We start from the raw sequence: 24,283 nt of genomic DNA, 5'->3' as shown, positions 1-24,283 counted from the left end.
GAGGCCATGCGGGCATCCCGTTTGCTCCGGAGTTTCCGCTATGCGTTGAACGGGCTTCGCCATGCGGCGGGAACGCAGCGGAACATGCGGATTCATTTTCTCGTGGCGCTGGTGGTGCTGATCCTCAGTCTGTATCTTCCGCTCCGAAAAGTGGAGGTACTGGTTCTCTTTGTCACCATCGCATTGGTCCTGTTTGCCGAACTGATCAATACTGCGGTGGAAGCGGTGGTGGACATGGTCACCGAAGAGTACCACCCGCTCGCCCGCATCGCCAAGGATGTGGCGGCCGGAGCGGTCTTGATCACCGCCGGTCTCTCCGTGATCATCGGCATCAGCGTGTTTTATCCGTACCTGAACGGTCTGTGGAGCCGCATTTCCGACGGCTTCACCGTTTCCGCCAACATCGGAATGGCTGTCATCATCGTGTTGGATTTCTTTCTCACGCTGCTGATCAAAGGATGGATGCACAAAACGGGGCATGACAAGTGGGAGCCCAGCATGACGGCATCCATCGCGTTTTGTGTGTCCACGCTGATCATCGCGGCCACCGGCCACCTGTTCATCGTGCTTCTCGTCCTTCTTCTGCTTTCCATGTTGGTCTGGTCGCGCATGCGCATTCAACCGCTCCGGTTGCCGATCATCCTGGGGGCCGTGCTCGGAACCGTGGTGGCCTGGGGAGGCTTGCAGTGGTTGTAGGACCGCCTGTCGTGAGGTCATTCATGTATCGGGAGGATGTTCAAGAGATGAAAGAGCTGATCGAGGCAGCGATCAAAGCCAGAGAGAACGCATATGTTCCCTATTCGGGATTCAAGGTGGGGGCCGCACTCCTCACTTCCGAAGGAATCGTGGGAGGATGCAACGTGGAAAACGCCTCTTACGGGCTCACCAATTGCGCGGAACGAACCGCCCTGTTCAAGGCGGTTTCGGAAGGACGGAACGGATTTGCGGGCATCGCGGTGGTGGCGGACACGGACGGTCCGGTGGCCCCGTGCGGCGCCTGCCGTCAGGTGATGGCAGAACTTTGTCCGCCGGACATGAAAGTGTGGCTCTCCAATCTCAAAGGGGATGTTCAGGAAACGACGGTCGCGGAACTGCTGCCGGGCGCTTTCGGAAAGGAGGACCTTGATGGACGCTGAATTTCGTTCGGGGTTCGTGGCATTGATCGGCCGGCCCAATGTGGGAAAATCAACGCTCATGAACCATATCGTCGGCCAAAAGGTGGCCATCATGTCCGACAAGCCGCAAACCACCCGCAACAAGATCCGGGGCGTGCACACCTCCGACAAGGGACAGATCATCTTTCTGGACACGCCGGGCATTCACAAACCTCATTCTCGGTTGGGAGAAGTTCTCGTGCAGACGGCGAAAAACGCTCTGGAAGAAGTGGATCTGGTGCTGTTTCTCATCGATGCCTCCGAAGGATACGGAGGCGGTGACCGCTTCATCATGGATCAGCTTCGGGAACTGACGACACCCGTGTTTCTGGTGGTCAACAAGATCGACCAGGTCCATCCCGACCGGCTGCTCCCCCTGATCGACCAGTACCGGAACCAAATGAAATTTGCCGAAGTGGTTCCCATCTCGGCGCTGATGGGCAACAACACCTCCACGTTGGTCGATTTGATCCTCAAGTATCTTCCGGAAGGTCCGATGTATTACCCGACGGATCAAGTGACGGATCATCCGGAACGGTTCATCGTCGGTGAGCTGATCCGGGAGAAAGTGCTTCACCTGACCCGCGAGGAAGTTCCCCATTCGGTCGCCGTCGTGGTGGAAAGCATGCGTCAGCGGGAGAACAGCGACATCGTGGACGTACACGCGGTCATTTACACCGAACGTGATTCCCAGAAGGGCATTCTGATCGGGAAAAAGGGCTCGCTGCTCAAAAAGGTGGGCACCCTGGCGAGAGAGGAAATCGAGAAGTTGTTGGGCACCAGGATATTCCTCGATCTGTGGGTGAAGGTGAAAAAGGATTGGCGAAACGAGGAGTTTCTGCTCAAGCAATTCGGGTTCAGGGATGACGATTGATCCGGCGTGCGCCTGCGTGCCGGAACTACCCTGCCCGTTAATCGCTGACAAAATTTCCATCTCATACTCCCGTCGATCCCCGATCAAGCTATGAAGGAACAGACGACGACGCCGTGCCGAAAGGATGATGCGTTCAATGTTGAATTTCGCATGGAACTGTTTTCGGAATACCGGCAGTGTCGACGCTTGGCTGCTCCTCAACGAACTGCGTGAAGCCGCGGGAGACGGGGAGCAGGGGGAGAGGGAGAACGAATCCGAAACGGGCTGAGAAAAAAGAGGCGGTTCACAGGTGCTTTCGAAATTCGACGGCCTGATTCTGAAGGCCAGGGATTACGGGGAGAGTCACCAAATCCTCACACTGCTGACGGAACATCAGGGGAAAAAAGCGGTGATGGCCAGGGGATCCAAAAAGACCCGGAGCCGTTTCGGAGCCGTCACCGAACCGTTCACCGTCGGAACGTTCGTGGCATACGGCTACTCCGGCATGCCCACGTTGACACAGGCGGATCTGATCCGATCCCACCACCGGATCCGTTCGGATCTGGTGCTGACCGCATACGGATCTTACTGGCTGGAAATGGCGGACCGGTTGACGGATGAAGGAGAACCCGTCCCCGGGTTGTACCGGTTGTTGCTCGCGGCTCTGGATCGTCTGGAGAGCGGGACGGATCCGGAAATCATCAGCCGGATCCTCGAACTTCGTTTTTTGGCCCTTGCCGGGTCGGCACCGGTGCTGGAACACTGTGTGCAGTGCCGGAACTCCCGAACTCCCGCCCGTTTCAGTGTGCGACTGGGCGGATTTTTGTGCGGGGAATGCAAAGAAGCCGATCCGGGCTCGTTTGAAGTGAGTGAAGCCGTGGCAAAGATTTTGCCTCTTCTGGCGAAGGTGAATCCTTCCCGGTTGGGAGACGTCCGGGTCAAGCCGGCCACCAACCGGCATCTGGAACAGATCGTCCAAGCCTTTATGGCGGAACATCTTCCGTTCGGGTTCAAGTCGCTTCACGTGTTGAAACAGCTCAGGCCCGACGGGGAAGAAGGCGGTTCTTGACAAACCGAAAGCTCTCTGGTATATGTGTTGGTACTGATATCATGGACCGTACGCGATGAGGGAAAGGAGTAACCGGATTCGCCATGCCGCAGCGAACCGGGGGCGGTGGAAGCCCGGTCATGGTCCCGGTGAACGGCGTTCCCGAGCGTGACAACCGCATATCCCAAAAGCGGGTCGGCGTTGCCGGCCAAATAGGGTGGGACCGCGGGAAGGTGAAACCTCTCGTCCCTATGACGGATTGCCGAGGCAATGTCATATGGATGAGGGGTTTTTTTGATGGATCCAAACAGGGAGGCAGAGGGAAAATGAATGTTCAGCAGATGATCTGGACGCTGCAGGAATTCTGGGCCGCCCAGGGGTGCATTCTCGCCCAACCGTACGATGTGGAAAAAGGAGCGGGCACTCTCAATCCGATGACGTTTTTGCGGGCGCTGGGCCCCGAACCGTGGAAAGTGGCTTACGTGGAACCGTCCCGTCGTCCTGCGGACGGGAGATACGGGGAAAATCCCAACCGGCTCTATCAGCATCACCAGTTTCAGGTCCTTTTGAAGCCGGCTCCCGACAACGTTCAGGAGATCTATCTGGAAAGCCTGAAAGCGCTGGGCATCGATCCGTTGAAACATGACATCCGTTTTGTCGAGGACAACTGGGAAAACCCCACGTTCGGCGCCGCCGGCCTCGGATGGGAAGTCTGGGTGGACGGCATGGAAATCACCCAATTCACCTACTTCCAGCAAGTGGGCAGCCTTGACGTTGATCCGGTGTCGGTCGAATTGACCTACGGAATCGAGCGGCTGGCCCTGTACATCCAGGACAAGGAAAACGTGTACGATCTGGATTGGGTGGAGAACGTCAAGTACGGCGACGTGTTCAAGCAAACGGAATACGAACATTCCCGTTACACGTTTGAACTGTCGGACAAAGATTGGCTGTTCCGCCAGTTTGACGATTTTGAACGGGAGGCGAAGCGGGCACTGGATGAACGACTGGTGTTTCCGGCTTACGATTTTGTGCTCAAGTGCTCCCACACCTTCAATCTGCTGGATGCCCGGGGAGCCATCAGTGTCACCGAGAGAACCGGATACATCGCACGTGTGCGCAATCTCGCCCGACTTCTGGCCAAAACGTTCATCGAAGAACGGGAGAAATTGGGCTTCCCTCTCTTGAAACAGAAAGGTGGAGAGAGTGAATGAACAATCGGGATCTGTTGCTGGAGATCGGATGTGAAGAGATTCCCGCGAGGTTTGTGGCCGACGCTTCCCGTCAACTGGGAGAAAAACTGGTTTCCTGGCTCCGGGAAGAACGCATTTCGTATGAATCCTACCGTACATATTCCACGCCGAGACGTTTGGCCGTGTTGGTGACCGGTGTGGCCGAACGGCAGGAAGACATCCGGGAGGAAGTTCGCGGTCCGGCCGCCCGAATCGCACGGACACCGGAAGGAACCTGGAGCAAGGCTGCGGAGGGATTTGCCCGGAAACAGGGCGTGTCCGTGGAACAACTCGCGCTCAAGGAGTTCAAGGGCGAGACGTATGTGTTTGCCGAAGTGCATCAGGCCGGGAAAAAGACCGCGGAACGGCTCATTGACGGAATTCCCGCCGTGGTCGGGTCGCTTCATTTCCCCAAAACCATGCGTTGGGGTACGCGAAAAGAACGGTTCATCCGTCCCGTCCGCTGGTTGGTCTGCCTGTTCGGGGAAGAAACCGTTCCCGTGAAATGGGCGGGAGTGGAAGCGGGTTCGGAGACGCGGGGGCACCGCTTCCTCGGAAACGTCACGCGTTTGGAATCGGCCGCCGAATATGCGGAGGTGCTTCGGCGGGAATCGGTGCTGGTGGATCCGGAAGAGCGAAGAGAACGGATTCTTTCCCAGCTCCGTCAATTGGAGGAAGAGCGCGGCTGGGTGATCCCCGTCGATCAAGACCTGCTTCATGAAGTGGTGAATCTGGTGGAATTCCCGACGGCTCTGGCCGGGGGATTTGACGAAGCGTTTCTGGATGTTCCCCGCGAAGTGCTGATCACGACGATGCGGGAGCACCAACGGTATTTTCCGGTGGAAGACAAGGAAGGCAAGTTGCTTCCTCATTTTGTGACCGTAAAAAACGGCGGGCCGGAAGGCCTGGAGCTGGTGGCCCGCGGAAATGAAAAAGTGCTGCGTGCACGGTTGGCCGATGCCCGGTTCTTCTTCGAGGAAGATCTGAAGTTGCAGATTGGGGAAGCGGTGGACCGACTGGAGAACATCGTGCACCAGGAAGAACTGGGCACCGTGGGCGACCGGGTGCGGAGAATCGGGGAACTGGCCCGGTTCATCGGGCAAGAGCTCGGGTTTTCCGCCGAAGAAGCCGGAAAACTCTTGCGGGCGGCGGCCATTTGCAAATTCGACCTGGCCACCCAGATGGTCGGGGAGTTCCCGGAACTGGAGGGAACCATGGGGCGGATTTACGCCCTGGCCGCGAATGAAGATCCGCAAGTGGCCGAAGCGGTGTATGAACATCATCTGCCGCGCGCGGCCGGAGACGAACTTCCGAAAAGCCGCATCGGCACCGTGCTTGCCTTGGCCGACAAAGTGGAAGCCGTGACATCGAGCTTCTCCATCGGAATTCAGCCGACCGGCTCCCAGGATCCTTACGGACTGCGCCGGCGTGCATCGGCCGTGGTGCAGATTCTGCTTCAGAAAGAGTACGGAGATCTGTCACTGCGGAAGTTGATCGCCCGTGCGCTGGATCTGCTGGAGAAAGCCGGGTTGATCAAGGTGGACCGCAGGGAAGCGGAACGCGATTTGCTGCAGTTCTTCTCCCTCCGGCTCAAAACCGTCCTGCAGGACAAAGACATCCGCTATGACGTGATCGACGCCGCTCTCGGAGCGGGCATCGAGCATCCGGGGGCCGTGGTGGAAAGAGCCGCCGTCCTCATGGACCAGCTGGATCGCGAAGCGTTCAAAAACGAAGTGGAAGGATTCACCCGGGTGGCCAATCTCGCGGTCAAAGCAGGGGATTCGGAACTGTACCTGCCCGGTTTGGTCGCACCCGCCGAACTCGCACTCGTACGCGCGTGGAAAGAGGCCGTTGACAAGTTTGAGTCGGCGGAACGGCAGGGGGATTTCCCGGCCATGTATCAGGCGTTGGCACACATGGTGCCGGACATCCATCGCTTCTTTGACGAAATCATGGTGATGGTGGACGACGAGCAGGTCAGGAACAACCGATTGGCCTTGCTCAGGGAAATCACCCGGCTCACCCGGCGTTTCGCCGCGTTCGAGCAAATCGTGTTTGCCTAAGCGGAAACGTTGTCCACGAAGGCGGGTGTCCCACCGGCGTTTTCCCGACCCGTACCGTGTCCGGCGAATCATTCGGGACAACGCCGGGCCCGCGCTTCCGGCAGCCGCCGCCTCCCTCATGCGGGAGGCGGTTTGTGATTTTGTCAAACCATCGATGAACCCGTTCACGAGGAAACCGGTACAATAGAGAGTGCAATCGGAACATTTGATCAAGGGGGGATTTTTCAAATGAGCAAACGAATCCTGTTCACCGGCGGCGGTTCAGCCGGTCATGTCACCGTCAACCTTGCTCTCATTCCCAAATTCCGCGAAGAAGGCTTCGGCATTGATTACATCGGGTCCGCAAACGGCATTGAAAAACAACTGGTGACGCCGCTGGAAGGAGTTACATATTTTTCGGTTTCCACCGGAAAACTTCGCAGATATTTTGACTGGAACAACTTCATCGACCCGTTCCGCGTGCTCAAAGGAGTGTTTCAGGCGTTGAGCATCATCCGGAAACGGAAGCCGTCCGTCATCTTTTCCAAGGGGGGATTCGTGTCCGTTCCGGTGGTGATGGCCGGAAAGTTGGCCGGGGTTCCGGTCATCATTCACGAATCCGACCTGACGCCGGGCTTGGCCAACAAATTGGCCAAACCGTTCGCCACGAAGATCCTCACCACCTTCCCGGAGACGGTGAAACACCTGGATCCGGCCAAAGCCGTCCATGTCGGGGCGATCGTCCGGGAAGAACTGTTTCAAGGGGATGCCGCGCGGGGAAGAGAATATTGCGGATTTGACGAACAAAAACCCGTTCTTCTCGTCATGGGGGGCAGCCTCGGTTCCCGGAAAATCAACGAGACGGTACGGGCCAATCTGGATGCGCTCACCCGGAAGTTCCAAATCGTTCACCTGTGCGGCAAGGGGAACGTTGATCCGCAAGCGGACCGTCCCGGATACCGGCAGTTCGAGTACATCCGGGAAGAACTTTCCGATGTGCTTGCGATGGCTGACATGGTGGTGTCGCGGGCCGGTTCCAACTCCATTTTCGAATTCCTGGCCTTGCGAAAACCGATGCTGTTGATCCCTCTTTCGCGGGCGGCCAGCCGCGGCGACCAGATTCTCAACGCCCGTTCGTTCAAAAATCAGGGTCTGGCCGAAGTGCTGGAAGAAGAGCAAATCACCGACGAATCATTCCTCGAAGCCGTTCTTTCGGTATACGATCGGCGCGAAGAGTTCCTGACGAACATGCAGCGTCATGATTCCCGTGATTCTCTGGCCACCGTCATCGGTCTGATCAAAGAATCGGCCGGTTGCTGATCAGAAGACAGAAAGAGAGTGTACATCGATGACCACGCGGACACGAAGAAAAAAGACGGACCCATTGCCGGTGTTGATTCCCTCCGCGGTTCAGATGTTGTCGGACGCCTTCGTGGAAGCGGCAAGGATCTGCGAGCGGGAAACAGGGAAAAAACCGGAGCTGGAAGCGCTTGAACACTACATCCTGGCGGCGCTGTGCGGACGGGAGGCAGAGGTGTTGTCCGACCTGGGCGAAGAGCGTGTGTCCGAGTGCAAGCTGAAGACGAAAAAGCGGACCTCATCGACCGGTCCATGCCCGGGAGACGTTTACGCCGTCCCGCTGCTCGACGGGAACATGCTGGGATATGTCAAGATCGTCAAGGGAAGAAGGCCGGGGGAAGATCTGTATGTGGAACTCCTCCGGATGTTCAGCAAGAAACCCCTCACCGCCGCGGGGATCAAAAAGAGAAATCCGGAGTCGTTTCTCACCGTTTGTGCGGACTGGTCCCCCGTATTGTCGGGAGTCTGGAAAAAATGCGGTTCATTGCCGTTTGATGAAGAGGCATATCAACTTCCGGACTTCTACGGTTTTACCATGACGTTTTTCGGCAACAGCCGGCTTTATTACATCAGTCGCGGAAAGGCCAACGATCCGGCGGCCCGCGAAGAAGGGGTCAGCCGGGAGGAGGCGGAAGCCGTGGGCAATCCGGACGGTGTGTTTGATCATCACCGGATCGCCGAATGGCTTTACCGCGAGTTTTTGACCTCTCAATCTTGATTCCCGGTTCTCCGGAAAAAGTTCAGGCCCGCTTGTGCAGCGGGCCTTGTTTTTGAGCGGAGATTTCAGCTTTTTTTCAGTTCCTGCAGGGTCTGCAGCATGCGTTCCAGATCCGGGGATCCGAGGATGACGGGAACGTTTTCTTCCAAGGTGAGTTCGGCGAAACGAATCAGTTCGCCGTAAGCGGCAGACGGGAAGGGAATGTGTTTCGTTTCCTGCGTGTCTCCCCAGCTCACGGCGTAAGAGAGCCGAACCAGTTCCACCTTGTCTTTCACCTGTCTGCAAAATTCCACCCAGTCGGCCGGTGCGCTCATGATTTCCTGTTCCGTCGCTCCGGCGAACAGGCTGCGGGAACGGTGCATGTAAGTCAGCGCGTTGGAGGTGATGCGTGCATGCGCCGTGTCCAAGAGAAGGCCGATTCCGGCTTCTTCGGCGATTTGCAGCAGATGGCGCGGTGTGCGCAGTGCCGGGTAAAGCATGGATTGACCCGGTTCGAAATAATGGTCGCTTCCCATCGGGGCGTTTTCGATCAGAAGACGAAAGTTGAGCCGGTCGGCCGTTTCCCTGATTCTTTTCAGTTGTTCCGCAATCGCGGCCACATACTCGGTCTTGAAATCCCGCAGGGCGTTGAAGTCGGTCGGTCGGGCATCCAGATATTCAAAGATCAGACCGAGGGGAACCGGAGCACCGTGGCAGATGATGAACATGCCCTCGCCGAAACCGGCTTCGGCCAGGGTTTCCAACCATTCATTCCATGCTTCAAGCCGGAAGGAAGAGGTTCCGAGTCCCATGGATGCGGGCATGCGGAAAGCGAGAGCATTCACGTTTGCCATTTTCAGGATTTCTTTGATTTCCCCGGATCCGTAATGTTCATCCGGAAGTTGGATTTCCGCTTTTTGCACGCCGCTTTGGGCGATTTTGACCAGACGGTGGTAATCGAGCGGGCCGTGGGCCGCGATCGGATTTTTGAGCAGCATGACGACAACCTCCTCTTGCATGAGGTGAATGAAATGCCCGGGAATCTTGTTTTGCGGTACGGGCGTTTGGATCCCGCAGCGGGAAAGGACGAGCCTCGACGGAGGCCAGGACCGGCGGGGTTCCCGGAAGCCGGAGACGGCGACACCGGGGCGGTCTTTCCGTTCCTTGCCTCAATCATTTTATAGAACATGAAACGGCGATTGCAATGATCCGGCAATCATGCGGAAATGAGTCATTATTCGGACATGACCGTTTGCAGTGGTAAAGCAGGTCGGAAATAGTATATACTGAACGTGGATTTTCGAATAAAAGTATGTCACAATCTGATTGGATTGTTCCGGCGATGGGGAGGGTGAACAACCATCGAGCTCACGAAACGCCAGGAAAAAATATTGGAGATTGTGAAGAAGGAAGGGCCGATCACGGGGGAGCAAATCGCGGAAAAGTTGAAACTGACGCGCGCCACCCTCAGACCGGATCTGGCCATTCTGACCATGGCGGGCCTCTTGGATGCCCGTCCGCGCGTGGGCTATTTCTACTCCGGAAAAACGGCCAACCAACTTTTGGGGGAACATATCCGGAATCTGTACGTGAAAGATTACAAATCCCGACCGGTGGCCGTCAGGGAAGACTCTTCCGTCTATGATGCGATCTGCACCATGTTTCTGGAGGATGTCGGATCGCTCGTGGTGGTGAAGAAAGAAGGGCACCTGGCCGGTGTGGTATCGAGAAAAGACTTGCTTCAAGCGGCCATGGGAAAACAGGATCTGCAATCCATGCCGGTGGGAGTGATCATGACCCGCATGCCCAACATCATCACCTGCGGGCCGGAAGATACCCTCTATTTTGCCGCCCTCCAGATGATGCGGCACCAGGTGGACTCGTTGCCCGTGGTCCGGAAAGATCCGGAGCGGCCCGACGAGCCGGAAGTGATCGGGAGAATCAGCAAGACCACGATCGTCAAGGCTTTTGTTGAACTTGGACAACCCTGAACGGGTCAGAGGAGGTCATCCTGTCTTCATGATCGGTCGTCATCCTGTTGTGTATGTCGTTTCCGATTCCGTAGGCGAAACCGCCGAGTTTGTCGTCAAGGCGGCTTCCAGCCAGTTCAACGGAGGAACCGCCGACATCCGGCGAGTTCCCTACGTGACCGACCGCGAGACGATTGTCGAAACGGTTCAGTCCGCCGCCGAAGAGGGGGGGCTCATCGCCTTCACGCTGGTGGTGCCCCATTTGAAAAAACAGCTGATGGAAGAGGCCGAAAAAAAGGGAGTACCCTGCGTGGACATCATGGGCCCCATGCTGAATGCCCTGTCCACCCTGTACGGCTCCGAGCCGAAAGGGGAGCCCGGTCTCGTCCACAAGCTGGACGATGATTACTTCCGCAAGGTGGAAGCGATCGAATTCGCGGTGAAATACGACGACGGCAAAGATCCGCGGGGCATTCTTCGGGCCGACGTGGTGCTGGTCGGGGTGTCAAGAACCTCGAAAACCCCGCTTTCCATGTACCTCGCCCACAAACGGCTCAAGGTGGCCAACGTCCCGCTCGTGCCGGAAGTGGAACCGCCGGAGGAACTGTTCCGGATTCCTCCGGAACGGTGTGTGGGTCTCACCATCGATCCCCATCAGCTGAACAACATCCGGAGGGAGCGCCTCAAATCGCTCGGTCTCGCCTCCGGTGCCAACTACGCCAGCATGGAGCGGATCCTGCTGGAGCTGGAATATGCCGAACAAGTGATTCGCCGCGTGGGATGCCCGATCATCGACGTGTCCAACAAAGCGGTGGAAGAAACGGCTTCGATCATCCTGGATTTGCTCAAAAAGGGAGGAAAATTGGTATGACCCGCAAGCTGGTCTACGCGTTTCACGAGGGAAATGCCGACATGCGAGACATTCTCGGGGGGAAAGGAGCCAACCTCGCGGAAATGACGCGGGCCGGTCTTCCGGTCCCTCCGGGATTCACCATCTCCACGGAAGCGTGCCGGGCGTTTTACGCAGCCGGTGAACAATTGCCGGACGACCTGATGGAGCAGGTGGACGCCGCCGTTTCCCGTCTGGAAGAGGCCACCGGCAAAAAACTGGGAGATCCGTCCAATCCCCTGCTCGTGTCCGTCCGATCCGGATCGGTCTTTTCCATGCCGGGCATGATGGACACCATTTTGAACCTGGGGCTGAATGACCGGACGGCGGAAGGATTGGCGCGGCTGACCGGCAATCCCCGGTTCGCCTATGATTGCTACCGCAGGTTCATCCAGATGTTTTCCGATGTGGTGCTGGGCGTCGATCACTATCATTTCGAGCGGATCATCCAGCAACGCAAGGATCAAAAGAGCGTTTCCCTCGACACGGAATTGGGAGCGGACGATTGGCAGGTGATCATCGGGGAGTTCAAGGACCTGGTGCAACAAGAAGCGGGCCAATCCTTCCCGCTCGACCCAAAGCAGCAGCTCCGGCTTGCGATCATTGCCGTCTTTTCCTCGTGGAACAACCAACGGGCCAAGATCTACCGCAAGATCAACCGGATTCCCGATGACCTGGGCACCGCGGTCAACATCCAGTTGATGGTGTTCGGAAACATGGGGGACGATTCCGGGACCGGCGTGGCCTTCACCCGCAATCCCTCTTCGGGTGACAGGGAAATTTACGGTGAGTACCTGATCAACGCCCAAGGCGAGGACGTGGTGGCGGGCATCCGGACTCCCCAACCGATTTCGGAGCTCAAGGAGCAGATGCCGGACATCTACCGGCAGTTTGAGGAGATCAGCCAGCTGCTCGAGCGTCATTACAAAGACATGCAGGACATCGAGTTCACCGTGGAACGCGGCAAGCTTTATATCCTGCAAACCCGTTCCGGCAAACGGACCGCCCAAGCCGCCGTGAAAATCGCGGTTCATATGGTGAACGAAGGAATCATCTCCAAGGAAGAAGCCCTGTTGCGCATTGATCCGGAGCAGCTGGATCAAATGCTGCACCGCCGCATCGACCCGGCCGCCCGTCTGGAAGTGATCGCAAACGGTCTGCCCGCATCTCCCGGAGCGGCTTCAGGCAAAATCGTGTTTGAAGCGGACGATGCCGAGAAACTGGCCAACGAAGGAGAAAAAGTGATCCTGGTTCGTCCGGAAACCACCCCCGAAGACATTCACGGAATTTTGGCGGCGCAAGGCATCCTCACCAGCCGGGGAGGCATGACGAGCCATGCCGCCGTGGTGGCACGCGGAATGGGCAAGGCTTGCATCTGCGGATGCGAACAGCTGAAAATCGACCTTCGGGCCAAGACCGTGACGGTGGATGGCCTGACCCTCCGCGCAGGGGACCTGATCTCCATCGACGGAAGCACAGGCCGGGTGATCAAAGGGGAGGTTCCGCTCATTGACCCGGAGCTTTCCGAAGAATTCCGCGAGCTTCTGTCCTGGGCGGATGAAGTGCGGGTGCTTCGCGTGCGGGCCAACGCGGACAATCCGGAAGATGCGGCCAAAGCCCGTGAACTGGGAGCGGAAGGCATCGGACTCTGCCGGACGGAGCACATGTTCATGGAAGCGTCGCGGGTGCCGATCGTTCAGGAAATGATCCTGGCGGATACGCAGGAAGAACGGGAAGCGGCACTGGCGAAACTCCTTCCGATGCAAAAGGAGGACTTCAAAGGCATCTTCCGGGCGATGGACGGATTGCCGGTGAACATCCGCCTGCTCGATCCTCCGCTGCACGAATTCCTGCCCAACATGGAAGACCTCCTGGTGGACATCACCCGCCTGCAATTGACCGGCGGAGACGGTGAGGAGCTCCGGAAAAAAGAAGCCCAGCTCAAGAAAGTGCGCGCCCTGCACGAATTCAACCCGATGCTGGGTCATCGCGGATGTCGTCTGGGCATGACCCATCCGGAGATTTATGCCATGCAAGTGCGGGCGATCTTCCTGGCGGCCGCCGAATGCGTCAGGGAAGGAATCCGCGTGGAACCCGAAGTGATGATTCCGCTCGTCGGTCACGTGAACGAGCTGAGAAACATGAGGGAACTGGTCGTCGAAATCGCGGGAGAAGTGGAGCGGGAAACGGGAGTCAACGTGCCGTACACCGTCGGAACCATGATCGAGGTGCCGCGCGCGGCGCTGACGGCGGGACAAATCGCCGCCGAAGCCGACTTCTTCTCCTTCGGCACCAATGACCTCACCCAAACCACGTTCGGTTACAGCCGGGATGACGCCGAAGGAAAATTCCTGCATGCCTACGTGGAAAACAAAGTGCTTCCCGACAACCCGTTCATCACGCTTGATCCCGACGGGGTCGGCGCACTGGTCCGCATGGGCGTCGAGCAGGGACGTGCCGTCAAGCCGGGCCTGAAGACCGGGATCTGCGGTGAACACGGAGGCGAGAAAAAATCGATCCGCTTCTGTCACGAAGCGGGGCTCAATTATGTCAGTTGTTCTCCGTTCAGGGTTCCGCTTGCCCGTTTGTCCGCGGCTCAGGCCGCCATTTCGGGCGGAAACGGAGGATGATTCACTTGTGTCAAATGCCCGGTTTGTCTCCGGGCATGTTTTTATTCACTTACCATATGTTTATGACAGAAGGAGCATTGCAAGGCATGGTCGGGCCGTTCGGGGTGCTTTCACAATTTCGACAAAATCGTCCGGTCTTTTTTTGCAATCCCCGGACAAAGTGGTCCCGTGTTCTTCGAACGTTAAAAAAGATACACAGAAGGAGAAGCTATTTTTATGTAGAATAGGAGGATAAGGGTTCTTCCGCATCTGTTTTTATGGAATATTTTTCTTTCGGAAACTGATACGAATCCGGGAGGATTTTGACGGATGTTGGAGAATACATTATCTTTGTTTCTGTAACCATGATTTGTCTGATCAGATTACCTGAGATTCCCGGTGCCTGTTGAGAGGAAGCAGTGGTTTTTCATGGGAGGAAGGATCCCCGAAGAATTTCTTGAACAGCTGCGAAGACAACTGGATTTGGTGGATCTGGTTGGGCATTACGTGACACTCCGGAAAAGCGGGCGCAACTGGTTCGGTCTGTGTCCGTTCCATTCCGAGAAGTCTCCTTCTTTTTCCGTCGCACCCGACAAGCAAATTTATTACTGTTTCGGTTGCGGAGCCGGCGGGGATGCCATCCGGTTCGTGATGGAAATCGAACAGCTCACGTTTGTCGAAGCGGTCCGCCATTTGGCCGAACGGGTGGGGCTTCCGCTTCCGGCGTTTTCCGGTCAAGACGGGGAAGCCGACGGGCAGGATGAACGGGTCGAGATGCGCCGTGCGCTTGAACTGGCGGCTCGCCTGTATCATCACGTGTTGACGCGCACCCCGCACGGAGAAGTCGCCCGGCAGTATCTCCGGAGGCGGCGGATTGAACCGGCGACCGTCCAAGAGTTTCAAATCGGTTATGCTCCGGATTCGCCCGACTTTTTGCTTCGGTTCATGAGGCGCAGAGGGTACGTCGAAGACGTGTTGGAAAAGGCGGGACTGATTCTCCCGCGTTCCGAGTCGCGAAGCCGGACCCGACTGGACCGGTTCAGGGGCCGGATCATGGTGCCGATTCACGACGGCCAGGGAAGGATCATCGGTTTCGCGGGAAGGCTCATCGGGGACGGGAAGCCCAAGTACATGAACACCCCCGAAACGCTTCTGTTTCACAAAGGTAATCATCTGTTCAATCTTCATCGTGCACGTTCTCACATAAGAAAAGAACGGCAAGCCGTTCTTCTGGAAGGCTACCTGGATGTCATTTCGGCATGGCAGGCCGGCATCCGGAACGTGGTGGCCACTCAGGGAACCTCTCTCACCGAGCCTCACGCCAAAGTGCTCAGACGCAACTGTGAAACCGTGATTCTTTGCTATGACGCCGACGAATCCGGACAGCAAGCCGCACTTCGGGGCGCCGATGTGCTCCGCCGACAGGATTTGACCGTCAAGGTGGCGAAAATTCCCGACGGTTTGGATCCCGATGATTACGTAAAGCGGTTTGGAGGAACTGCATTCAGGGAAGAAATTCTTGCCGCGGCCATGTCGCTGACGTCGTTCAAGCTGGAAAGTTTGAAGAAAAATGCCGACTTGCAGGATGAAGACGGTCGGATGAAGTATTTAGCAGAGGCAGTCGATTTGATCGCGGAACTTCCCCAGGCCATCGAGCAGGATCATTACCTGCGAAAGCTGGCGGATGAATTCAAAATCTCCCTGGACGCACTGAAAGAGGAGCTCAGAAAGGCCAAATGGCGCAGGAAGCGGGAAGCCGGAAGGGATAAAGCGCCCGTTCGGTGGAATAATGGGTATCGTGAGGATGGCAAACATTTGCTCGTTGAACCGAACGCTCTTTCGGTTTCCGAAAAATCGGAGATGTACCTGGTGGCATACATGTTGAGGGACCGGAACATCGCCGAATGGGTGAAAGAGCGCGTGGGCGGTGACTTTCATCACGAGCTGTTCGCGGCGCTGGCCGCGTATCTCTATGCATGGTATGATCGTGGATCACCGGCGGACCCGGGGCTGTTCATCGCATCGCTCCCGGACCCCGATTTGGTGTCCCGCGCCAGTGAGCTCGCCATGCTGGAACTGCCGGAGGAAATCCCGGAAGAAGCCCTTGAGGATTACGTCCGGCATGTGAAGAGTGTCCCTCTTCTCCAGGCCATCGGAGAGATGGAAAAACAAGTGGAACAACTGTCGCGTGCCGGTGATCCGGTCAAGGCGGCAGAACTGATGATGGAAATCAATCGCCTCAGGAAACAGCTGGGGACGAGGACCCAATGATGAATCCGCCGGAAAGGAGGCAAACCCTGTGGCGAAAGAACAAAATGTGGACACCGAACTTGAGCACACTCTGGAGCAAGCAAAGGAGCAATTGATCGAGCAGGGGAAGAAGCAAGGGGTCCTGAGCTACAAAGTCATCATGGAAAAGCTGGCCCCGTATGACCAGGATTCCCAGCAGATGGACGAGTTTTTCGAGCAGCTCAGCGAATTGGGAATCGAGGTCGACAACGAGGCGGACGATGATTTCGGCGGAGATTCGCTGGAAATCATGGAAGACGATTATTATGCCAATGACGACCTGAGCGTTCCCCCGGGCGTGAAAATCAACGACCCGGTTCGTATGTATCTCAAGGAAATCGGACGTGTTCCGCTGCTCACCGCGGAAGAGGAAGTGGAGCTGGCCAAGCGCATTGAGCAAGGGGATGAGGAAGCGAAGCGGAGACTGGCGGAGGCGAATTTGCGTCTCGTCGTCAGCATCGCCAAACGGTACGTGGGGCGCGGAATGCTGTTTCTCGATCTGATCCAGGAAGGGAACATGGGTCTCATCAAGGCCGTGGAAAAGTTCGATTTCCGCAAGGGATTCAAATTCAGCACCTATGCCACCTGGTGGATCCGGCAGGCGATCACCCGGGCCATTGCCGATCAGGCCCGCACGATTCGCATTCCCGTGCACATGGTGGAAACGATCAACAAGCTCATTCGCGTGTCCAGACAGCTTCTTCAGGAATTGGGCCGGGAACCCACGCCGGAGGAAATCGCCAAAGAGATGAACTTGAGTGCCGAAAAAGTGCGTGAGATCATGAAGATCGCCCAAGAACCGGTTTCCCTGGAGACACCGATCGGCGAAGAGGATGACTCCCATCTGGGTGACTTCATTCCGGATGACGACGCACAGGCTCCGGCAGACGCCGCGGCATACGAACTTCTCAAGGAGCAGCTTCGCGAAGTGCTGGATACGCTCTCCGAACGGGAAGAGAATGTCCTTCGGCTTCGTTTCGGTCTGGATGACGGACGGACCCGGACGCTGGAGGAAGTGGGCAAGGTCTTCGGTGTGACCCGTGAACGGATCCGTCAGATCGAAGCAAAAGCTCTCCGCAAGCTGCGCCATCCCAGCCGCAGCAAACGGCTCAAGGATTTTCTCGAATGATACGGATGTCTGTTGTTGCACCCTTTCGGGTGCTTTTTTGTTTTTTTGTTGATTCAATTTTATCCCTTTTCCCGGAGCAATGCAAACAAGTTTCGGACTATTCTTGTCGAATGAGGAGGATCAACATTATAAATTCTTGAAGTAATAAGATAAATCAACCTATAATGAAAATGAAAACGCTTACCCCCAACACATAAATACAGATTTTTGAAGGAGTGGAGCAGAGAATGAATTATGACCTGACGTCGGAGCAACGGATGATTCGAAAATTGATGCGTGATTTCGCCGAAGGGGAGGTGGCACCGGGAGCGGATGAACGGGACCTTGCCAAACGGTTTCCGCGGGAAATCTTTGAAAAGATGGCCGAGCTCAATCTGATGGGCCTTCCGTTTCCCGAAGAATACGGCGGAGCGGGGGCGGACACCGTCAGCTTTGCCATCGCCGTGGAAGAGTTGTCACGGGTTTGCGCATCGACGGGGATCACCTATTCCGCGCACATTTCCCTGGGGTGTGCGCCGCTTTATCTGTTCGGGACCGAAGAGCAAAAACAAAAGTATCTCGTTCCCCTGTGCCAAGGCAAAACGCTCGGCGCATTCGGTCTGACGGAACCGGGAGCGGGCTCCGACGCGGGTGGAACCCGGACCCGGGCAGTCAAGGACGGAGACGGTTGGGTCATCAACGGCAACAAATGTTTCATCACCAACGCCGGTTATGCCTCGCATATCGCGCTGACGGCCGTGACCGGAGAACGGGACGGGAAAAAGGAGATCACCGCATTCATCGTTCCCACGGATGCTCCCGGTTTCCAAGTGATTGAAAATTACGTAAAAATGGGGCTTCACAGTTCCAATACCACCGAGCTGGTACTGGATCACGTCCGGGTTCCGGATGAAAACATCCTCGGAAAGATCGGTCACGGATTCAAGCAATTCCTGATCACGCTCGACGGGGGACGCATCGGGATCGGGGCGATGGCGGTCGGAATCGCGCAAGGTGCGTATGAGCTGGCACTGAAATACGCCAAAGAACGCAAGCAATTCGGTCAAAGCATTTCCCGGTTCCAGGTGATTCAGCACAAACTGGCCGACATGCACATGATGATCGAACTGGCGCGTACGTATGTCTACAAAGCGGCTTGGCTCAAGGATCAGGGGCGGAAATTCACCAAGGAGGCGTCCATCTGCAAACTGTTCGCTTCCGAAGTGGCGATGAAGGTTTGCAGCGAAGCCGTTCAGATTCACGGAGGGTACGGATACATGCACGATTACAAGGTGGAGCGCTTCTTCCGCGACGCCAAGCTGACCGAAATCGGTGAAGGAACGTCGGAGATTCAACGAAACATCATCGCCCGCGAAATCGGCTGTTGATTCCAGGAGTGAAGGAGGCGCCGCAACATCGATGGCTCAGCTCGTGAATCTCACCGTGGGGGATCTTTTGGACCGACAGGTGAACGCGTTCGGGGACCGGGAAGCGGTTGTCTATCCCGAATATTCCATTCGCTGGACCTATCGTGAATTTCGCGATGTTTGCAACCGGGTGGCTAAAGGATTGATGAAACTCGGATTGGACAAGGGGCATCACGTGTCCGTGTGGGCAACCAATTTGCCGGAATGGCTCATCACCCAGTTTGCCACCGGCAAAATGGGCGCGGTCATGATCACGGTCAATACCAATTACCGGGTTCGGGAACTGGAGTATCTGCTCAGGCAATCAGACACGGAAACGCTCATTTTGCAGGAAGAAGTACGGGGAGCCGGTTATGTCGACATGTTGATGGAAATCTGCCCGGAGCTGGCCGACTGTGAGCCGGGTCAACTTCGCTCCGAGCGGCTTCCGCGGCTTCGCAATGTCATCCTGATCGGAAAGAACAGAAGGCCCGGCATGTTCCTCTGGGAGGACATCCTGGCCATGGGCGACGAGGTGTCGGATGAGGCGCTCAAACAAAGGCAGGAGTCGCTTTCCGCGGATGACGTGATCAACATGCAGTACACGTCCGGAACCACCGGGTTTCCCAAGGGTGTGATGCTGACCCACAACAATATCGTGAACAACGCCCGGAACATCGCCGAATGCATGAAGTTGACCGAGCAGGATCGGATGTGCATTCCGGTGCCTTTCTTCCACTGTTTCGGTTGCGTGCTCGGGATCTTGGCCTGCGTCTCCGTGGGTGCCACCATGGTGCCGCTGACCATGTTCGACGCGGGACGGGTGTTGAAAGCGGTGGAAGAAGAAAAATGCACGGCGCTTCACGGCGTTCCCACGATGTTTATCGCCGAATTGAATCATCCCGACTACGGGAAACGGGATTTGTCCAGCTTGCGCACGGGGATTATGGCCGGCTCCAACTGTCCGATCGAGTTGATGAAGAGGGTGACGGGAGAAATGGGGATCCGGGAGCTGACCATTGCTTACGGGCAAACCGAATCGTCCCCCGTCATTACCCAGACCCGAACCGATGATCCTTTGGAACTGAGGGTATCCACCGTGGGCAAACCGCTCCCCCACGTGGAGGTGAAGATCGTGGATCCCGCCACCGGAAGGGAACTCCCGCCCGGTGAACAGGGGGAACTGTTGACACGTGGTTATCACGTGATGAAGGGATATTACAACATGCCGGAAGCCACGCGGGAAGCCATCGATGAAGACGGATGGCTCCATACCGGAGATCTGGCCGTGATGGAGCCCAACGGATATTTTCGCATCACCGGCCGTCTGAAGGACATGATCATCCGTGGCGGGGAAAACATCTATCCGCGTGAGATCGAAGAATTCCTGTACACCCATCCCGACATTTTGGATGTTCAGGTGGTGGGAGTCCCCGATGCGAAATACGGGGAGATTCCGGTCGCCTTTGTTCGCAAGAAAGAAGGATCTTCCCTGACGGGAGAAGAGGTGCGGGACTTTTGCCGGAACAACATCGCCCGGTTCAAAATTCCCGAAAAAGTGTTGTTCGTGGACTCCTACCCGATGACGGCCAGCGGAAAAATCCAGAAATACAAGCTGAGGGAGCAATATGTCCGGGAATATATGAACGGATCCTCCGAGTGAGCGGAAATGACGGACGTCTTCGGGGAGTACGCCGCGGCACGGATGAGAACCCGTTCGTCGACGGGACCGGGCATCCGCCGACGAGGCGAAAAATACGGTGACCAGAACAAACGCGTTGAAAGGGATTCGGATCCGAAGACTTCCGCCGGGGAGCGAGGGATTCGAATCCCTTTGCCTTGAACCGGACGGAAGCGTCAGCCGCCGGGGCTCTTTGTCGGGCGGTTTTCCGCCGGCCGCCGATGATCAATATTATTTGTTTTTGTGTCCGATTTTCAGTAAAATTTGGAACAGATCCCACTACGGAAACGGAGACAACGGTGCATGAAGGAAGTTTCGCCCATCTTGATGGACTTTCCGGACTCATTTGAAACCGAACGGTTGCTGATTCGTCTGCCGCTTCCCGGCGACGGTGGCCTGGTGCATGAAGCGATCACGGAATCCTTGGAATTTCTGAGGCCGTGGATGCCGTGGGCCAGAAAACCGCCGACTCCGGAGGAGACGGAAGCCAGGACCCGGGAAGCATATGTCCGTTTCCTGGAGCGGACCGATCTCAGGTTTCATTTGTTCGAAAAGGAAACCCGCCGATTCGTGGGGAGCAGCGGTCTTCACCGGATCAATTGGAGCGTGCCTTCTTTCGAGATCGGATACTGGTGTCGGAAAGGATTCACCGGAAAAGGGTACATCACGGAATCGGTTCGTGCCCTCACCGTTTTCGCGTTTGAACTGCTCCATGCCGCCAGAGTGGAAATCCGTTGTGACAAGCGAAACGTTCGCAGCCGGAAAGTGGCGGAACGCCTCGGATACCGCCTGGAAGGCATTTTGCGCAATCATGAAGTGGATGTGGACGGAACGCTCCGGGACACCTGCATCTACTCCATGATTCCCGAAGACTTCCGGACGATGCTCCTCAAGCACCGTCACGGGTCCGGGAGTGTGTTTTTCTGAAGGCGGGAACCGGTGCGATTCGCCGCCGGTGCATGGGAAACGGGGGTTTCGCGACGCGGAAGGTTGTTCGGCGCGTGGCGGGGAGCTTGAATCAACAGGCGAAGGCCTGTTTTTTTGCTTTTGTGCACAAAAGCGGTGGCACATCAATGTAAGCGCTTGCGGAAGCCAGATACATCGGGGTATTCTGAAAACAGGAAAATGTGAGAATGGGAGGGAAAAGGATGGAGAAAAAACATCCTGCCTTTAATAATGCAGAAGATTTCATGCCGATTCAGGATATTGATTACTTGGAATACTATACCGGCAACGCCAAACAAGCCGCATACTTCCTGTGCCGCGTGTACGGTTTCAAACCGGTGGCCTACAGCGGTCTGGAAACCGGAAACCGGGAGAAAGTGTCGTATCTCGTGGAACAGGGAGCGATCCGTTTCCTGATCAGCGGTTCCTACTCCCCCGAGCACGAGATCAGCGATTTCGTCAAAAAGCACGGAGACGGTGTGAAAGACATTGCCCTTCGCGTCGATGACGTGGAAAAAGCCTTCAAAGAAGCCGTTTCCCGGGGAGGCATCGTCATCAAGGAACCGCATGAAGTGAAGGACGAGCACGGAACGATTCGCAAAGCCGTCATCGGCACCTACGGTGACACCGTGCACACGCTCATCGAACGCAAAAACTATTCCGGTCTTTTCGCGCCCGGATTCGTTCCGTGCGAAATGGAGATTCCGTCCGAATCGGCCGGACTGACCGGCGTGGACCACGTGGTCGGCAACGTGGAAAGCATGGAGGAATGGGTCGCCTACTACGAAAAAGTGATGGGCTTCAAACAATTGATTCACTTTGACGATGAGGACATCAGCACCGAGTACTCCGCCCTGATGTCGAAAGTGATGCAGAACGGCACGGGCCGGATCAAGTTCCCGATCAACGAGCCGGCCGAAGGGAAACGGAAGTCGCAAATTCAGGAATATCTTGAGTTTTACCGCGGAGCCGGCGTGCAGCACGTGGCTCTTTTGACCGACGACATCGTGAAAACCGTGGAAACACTGAAGAAAAACGGGGTGGAATTCCTGTACACGCCGGACACCTATTACGATGATCTCATCGAACGGGTCGGCAACATCGACGAACAAATCGAAGACCTGAGACGGCTGAGCATTTTGGTGGACCGCGATGATGAAGGATATCTCCTGCAAATTTTCACCAAGCCGATCGTGGACCGTCCGACGCTCTTCTTCGAAATCATTCAGCGCAAGGGAGCGCGCGGATTCGGCGAGGGCAACTTCAAAGCCCTGTTCGAAGCCATCGAACGCGAGCAGGCACGTCGCGGAAATCTCTGATTCATGCCTTGACCGGCCCGATTTGACCGGAACGGATGCGTGGCGCGTCCTGTCATAATTTCCCGGAAGTCCGGACATACTGAACCGGAACCGAAACCAATGACCGGGAGGACGACAGATGATGCGTCGCGTTTTTCTTTTCTTTGTCGCCGTTTTGACGGGGAGCTTGGTCTTGAACTGCGCTGCGCCGAGGAGCGCGTTGATGGCCGTGAAAGAAAAAGATCCCGTGCTGACGGATCGTCCCCATTACCGGATTGAAGCTTCCTGGAATCCGGGGAAAGACGAATTGACCGGACAGATGGCGGTCCGGCTTCCGGAGAAACGGAAGGAGCCGCTGAACGAAATCTGGTTCAATCTGTACCCCAATGCGTTCAGGAACTGGAAATACGGGAATGAATCCCGTCCCGAAAAGCCGGGCTGGATTGACATCTCCCATGTGAGAGTGGACGGAAAGAAGGTCCGGCATGAAATCCGGGAAACGGCCATGAAGGTCCCCCTTCCGGCCCCCCTGACGAACGGCCGCTCCGCGCTGGTGGAGATGGATTTCCGTCTCAAACTTCCCCGCGGGGGAAGCCGATTGAACCGATTCAAGCGGACCGCGTTTTTGGCCCAGTGGTATCCCATGCTGGCGGTCAAGGATGACGGAGGGTGGCATACCGATCCGTATACCGCCACGGGCGATCCGTTTTACACCCAAATGTCCGATTTTGAGGTGACATTCAAGCTTCCCGCCGGTTACCGGGTCATCTCAAGCGGAAAGGATCACCGTGGACCAACCCGTCAAACGGTGACCATCCGCCAGGACAACATCCGGGATTTTGCCGCCGTATTGACGGCCGACTACAAGTCTGTCAGCGGCAACGCCGGAGGCATTCGCGTCAATGTGTGGTATTTGCCCGGAATGGAATCGGTGAGAGAGCCGCTGTTGCGCGCGGCGGTCAACGGCATGAATTTCTTCAGCGAGAAATTCGGTGCCTATCCGTATGATGAAGTGGATGTGGTTCTCGGGGAAACCGGATTCGGGATTGCCGGAATGGAATATCCCGGACTGGTCACCTCCGTTCCGACCATCCCCACGCGGAAAGGACAAGGTCCCGCTGTCAATGTGGTGGTGCATGAGCTGGCGCATCAGTGGTGGTACGGTGTCGTCGGCAACGATCAAGTGAAAGAACCGTGGCTGGATGAGGGCCTCACCACCTTCTCCGAGTTTTTGTACATGAAGGAGAAGGAGAACGAAGATGAAACCGGGTTTTTGGAGCGGGCATCGCGCAAGGCGGACGAAGTTCACCAAACATTGGGCGTGACCGCAGCGGACCGTTTGTATGACTATCCGGATTCCGTCTACGGACTGATGGTCTATCTGCGACCCGCGGCCATGATGTTCCGCCTCATGGATGAGATCGGCGAAGAGAAAGTGCTGAAAATCATGAGCACATATTATGATCGGTACCGCTTCAAAACGGCCACCACCCGTGACTTCATCCGCGTGGCCGGTGAAGTGGCCGGGAAAGATCTGGTACCGTTTTTCCGGGAATGGCTCCTGTTCGGAAAGAAACGGGAAGCCGATGCCGAAACGGCCGGATTCTGAAGGCTTTTCCTCCGGTTCAGGCACGGGGAACGCGGTCTCCGTGTGCGCGTCCGGAGGATTTGTTTGTTCCGGCCTGAAGTTCAAAGAAGCGGAC

At 56.5% G+C, this 24,283-nt stretch carries 20 protein-coding genes; 19 read left to right on the top strand and 1 reads right to left on the bottom strand.

Annotation, left to right across the window (positions count from 1 at the left end; genetic code table 11):
• Positions 1-6 precede the first annotated feature (6 nt).
• The 9 genes from EG886_RS09000 (at position 7) to EG886_RS08960 (ending at position 8,406) form a co-directional block, all read left to right on the top strand.
• On the top strand, positions 7-696 hold the full coding sequence (locus EG886_RS09000; RefSeq protein ID WP_124727822.1) for a diacylglycerol kinase family protein: 690 nt from the start codon (positions 7-9) through the stop codon (positions 694-696).
• A gap of 47 nt (positions 697-743) precedes the next feature.
• Positions 744-1,136 (top strand): cytidine deaminase, encoded by a 393-nt coding sequence (locus tag EG886_RS08995; RefSeq protein ID WP_124727821.1) that lies wholly within the window; start codon positions 744-746, stop codon positions 1,134-1,136.
• On the top strand, positions 1,126-2,028 hold the full coding sequence (gene era / locus EG886_RS08990; RefSeq protein ID WP_124727820.1) for a GTPase Era: 903 nt from the start codon (positions 1,126-1,128) through the stop codon (positions 2,026-2,028). Before EG886_RS08995 ends, era begins: the two co-directional genes overlap by 11 nt.
• A gap of 136 nt (positions 2,029-2,164) precedes the next feature.
• Positions 2,165-2,296: a YqzL family protein gene (locus EG886_RS08985; protein WP_124727819.1), complete on the top strand. Its 132-nt coding sequence runs from the start codon at positions 2,165-2,167 to the stop codon at positions 2,294-2,296.
• Between the two features lie 21 nt (positions 2,297-2,317).
• Positions 2,318-3,076 (top strand): DNA repair protein RecO, encoded by a 759-nt coding sequence (gene recO, locus EG886_RS08980; RefSeq protein ID WP_124727818.1) that lies wholly within the window; start codon positions 2,318-2,320, stop codon positions 3,074-3,076.
• A gap of 305 nt (positions 3,077-3,381) precedes the next feature.
• Positions 3,382-4,269: a glycine--tRNA ligase subunit alpha gene (gene glyQ / locus EG886_RS08975; protein WP_124727817.1), complete on the top strand. Its 888-nt coding sequence runs from the start codon at positions 3,382-3,384 to the stop codon at positions 4,267-4,269.
• The gene (glyS, locus tag EG886_RS08970) at positions 4,266-6,350 is read left to right on the top strand and encodes a glycine--tRNA ligase subunit beta (protein ID WP_124727816.1); all 2,085 of its coding nucleotides are present in this window, start codon (positions 4,266-4,268) and stop codon (positions 6,348-6,350) included. Before glyQ ends, glyS begins: the two co-directional genes overlap by 4 nt.
• Positions 6,351-6,578: 228 nt before the next feature.
• The gene (locus EG886_RS08965) at positions 6,579-7,649 is read left to right on the top strand and encodes an undecaprenyldiphospho-muramoylpentapeptide beta-N-acetylglucosaminyltransferase (RefSeq protein WP_124727815.1); all 1,071 of its coding nucleotides are present in this window, start codon (positions 6,579-6,581) and stop codon (positions 7,647-7,649) included.
• A 28-nt stretch (positions 7,650-7,677) separates the two neighbouring features.
• Entirely contained in the window at positions 7,678-8,406 is a 729-nt protein-coding gene (locus EG886_RS08960) for an Imm26 family immunity protein (RefSeq protein ID WP_124727814.1), read from the top strand.
• A gap of 65 nt (positions 8,407-8,471) precedes the next feature.
• Here EG886_RS08960 and EG886_RS08955 read toward each other — a convergent pair whose 3' ends face one another.
• Positions 8,472-9,383, bottom strand: coding sequence for an apurinic/apyrimidinic endonuclease family protein (locus EG886_RS08955; protein ID WP_124727813.1), 912 nt, complete (start codon positions 9,381-9,383; stop codon positions 8,472-8,474).
• A gap of 390 nt (positions 9,384-9,773) precedes the next feature.
• Between EG886_RS08955 and ccpN the strand changes: the two genes are divergently transcribed.
• From ccpN to EG886_RS08905, 10 genes are all read left to right on the top strand, one after another.
• Complete coding sequence (gene ccpN / locus EG886_RS08950; protein WP_277423837.1) at positions 9,774-10,376, top strand: transcriptional regulator CcpN; 603 nt, start codon at positions 9,774-9,776, stop codon at positions 10,374-10,376.
• 28 nt (positions 10,377-10,404) lie between these two features.
• Entirely contained in the window at positions 10,405-11,226 is an 822-nt protein-coding gene (locus EG886_RS08945; RefSeq protein ID WP_124727811.1) for a pyruvate, water dikinase regulatory protein, read from the top strand.
• A complete protein-coding gene (ppdK, locus tag EG886_RS08940; RefSeq protein ID WP_124727810.1) occupies positions 11,223-13,874 on the top strand; it encodes a pyruvate, phosphate dikinase in 2,652 nt (883 codons plus the stop codon). The genes EG886_RS08945 and ppdK overlap by 4 nt, the downstream gene beginning before the upstream one ends.
• A gap of 408 nt (positions 13,875-14,282) precedes the next feature.
• Entirely contained in the window at positions 14,283-16,124 is a 1,842-nt protein-coding gene (gene dnaG / locus EG886_RS08935) for a DNA primase (RefSeq protein WP_124727809.1), read from the top strand.
• A gap of 28 nt (positions 16,125-16,152) precedes the next feature.
• Complete coding sequence (gene rpoD / locus EG886_RS08930) at positions 16,153-17,271, top strand: RNA polymerase sigma factor RpoD (protein WP_124727808.1); 1,119 nt, start codon at positions 16,153-16,155, stop codon at positions 17,269-17,271.
• 227 nt (positions 17,272-17,498) lie between these two features.
• Complete coding sequence (locus tag EG886_RS08925; protein ID WP_124727807.1) at positions 17,499-18,638, top strand: acyl-CoA dehydrogenase; 1,140 nt, start codon at positions 17,499-17,501, stop codon at positions 18,636-18,638.
• A 31-nt stretch (positions 18,639-18,669) separates the two neighbouring features.
• Positions 18,670-20,319, top strand: a complete 1,650-nt coding sequence (locus EG886_RS08920) for an AMP-binding protein (RefSeq protein ID WP_124727806.1) — start codon at positions 18,670-18,672, stop codon at positions 20,317-20,319.
• Between the two features lie 321 nt (positions 20,320-20,640).
• Complete coding sequence (locus tag EG886_RS08915) at positions 20,641-21,264, top strand: GNAT family N-acetyltransferase (protein ID WP_124727805.1); 624 nt, start codon at positions 20,641-20,643, stop codon at positions 21,262-21,264.
• Between the two features lie 221 nt (positions 21,265-21,485).
• The gene (gene hppD / locus EG886_RS08910; RefSeq protein ID WP_124727804.1) at positions 21,486-22,601 is read left to right on the top strand and encodes a 4-hydroxyphenylpyruvate dioxygenase; all 1,116 of its coding nucleotides are present in this window, start codon (positions 21,486-21,488) and stop codon (positions 22,599-22,601) included.
• Positions 22,602-22,719: 118 nt separating this feature from the next.
• Positions 22,720-24,189, top strand: a complete 1,470-nt coding sequence (locus EG886_RS08905; RefSeq protein WP_124727803.1) for a M1 family metallopeptidase — start codon at positions 22,720-22,722, stop codon at positions 24,187-24,189.
• The last annotated feature ends 94 nt before the right edge of the window (positions 24,190-24,283 follow it).

Origin of the sequence: Staphylospora marina, assembly GCF_003856495.1 — a bacterium.
GTDB lineage: Bacteria > Bacillota > Bacilli > Thermoactinomycetales > Thermoactinomycetaceae > Staphylospora > Staphylospora marina.
Note: the sequence above shows the minus strand (reverse complement) of the source record. Positions and strands in the feature narration are given on the sequence as shown.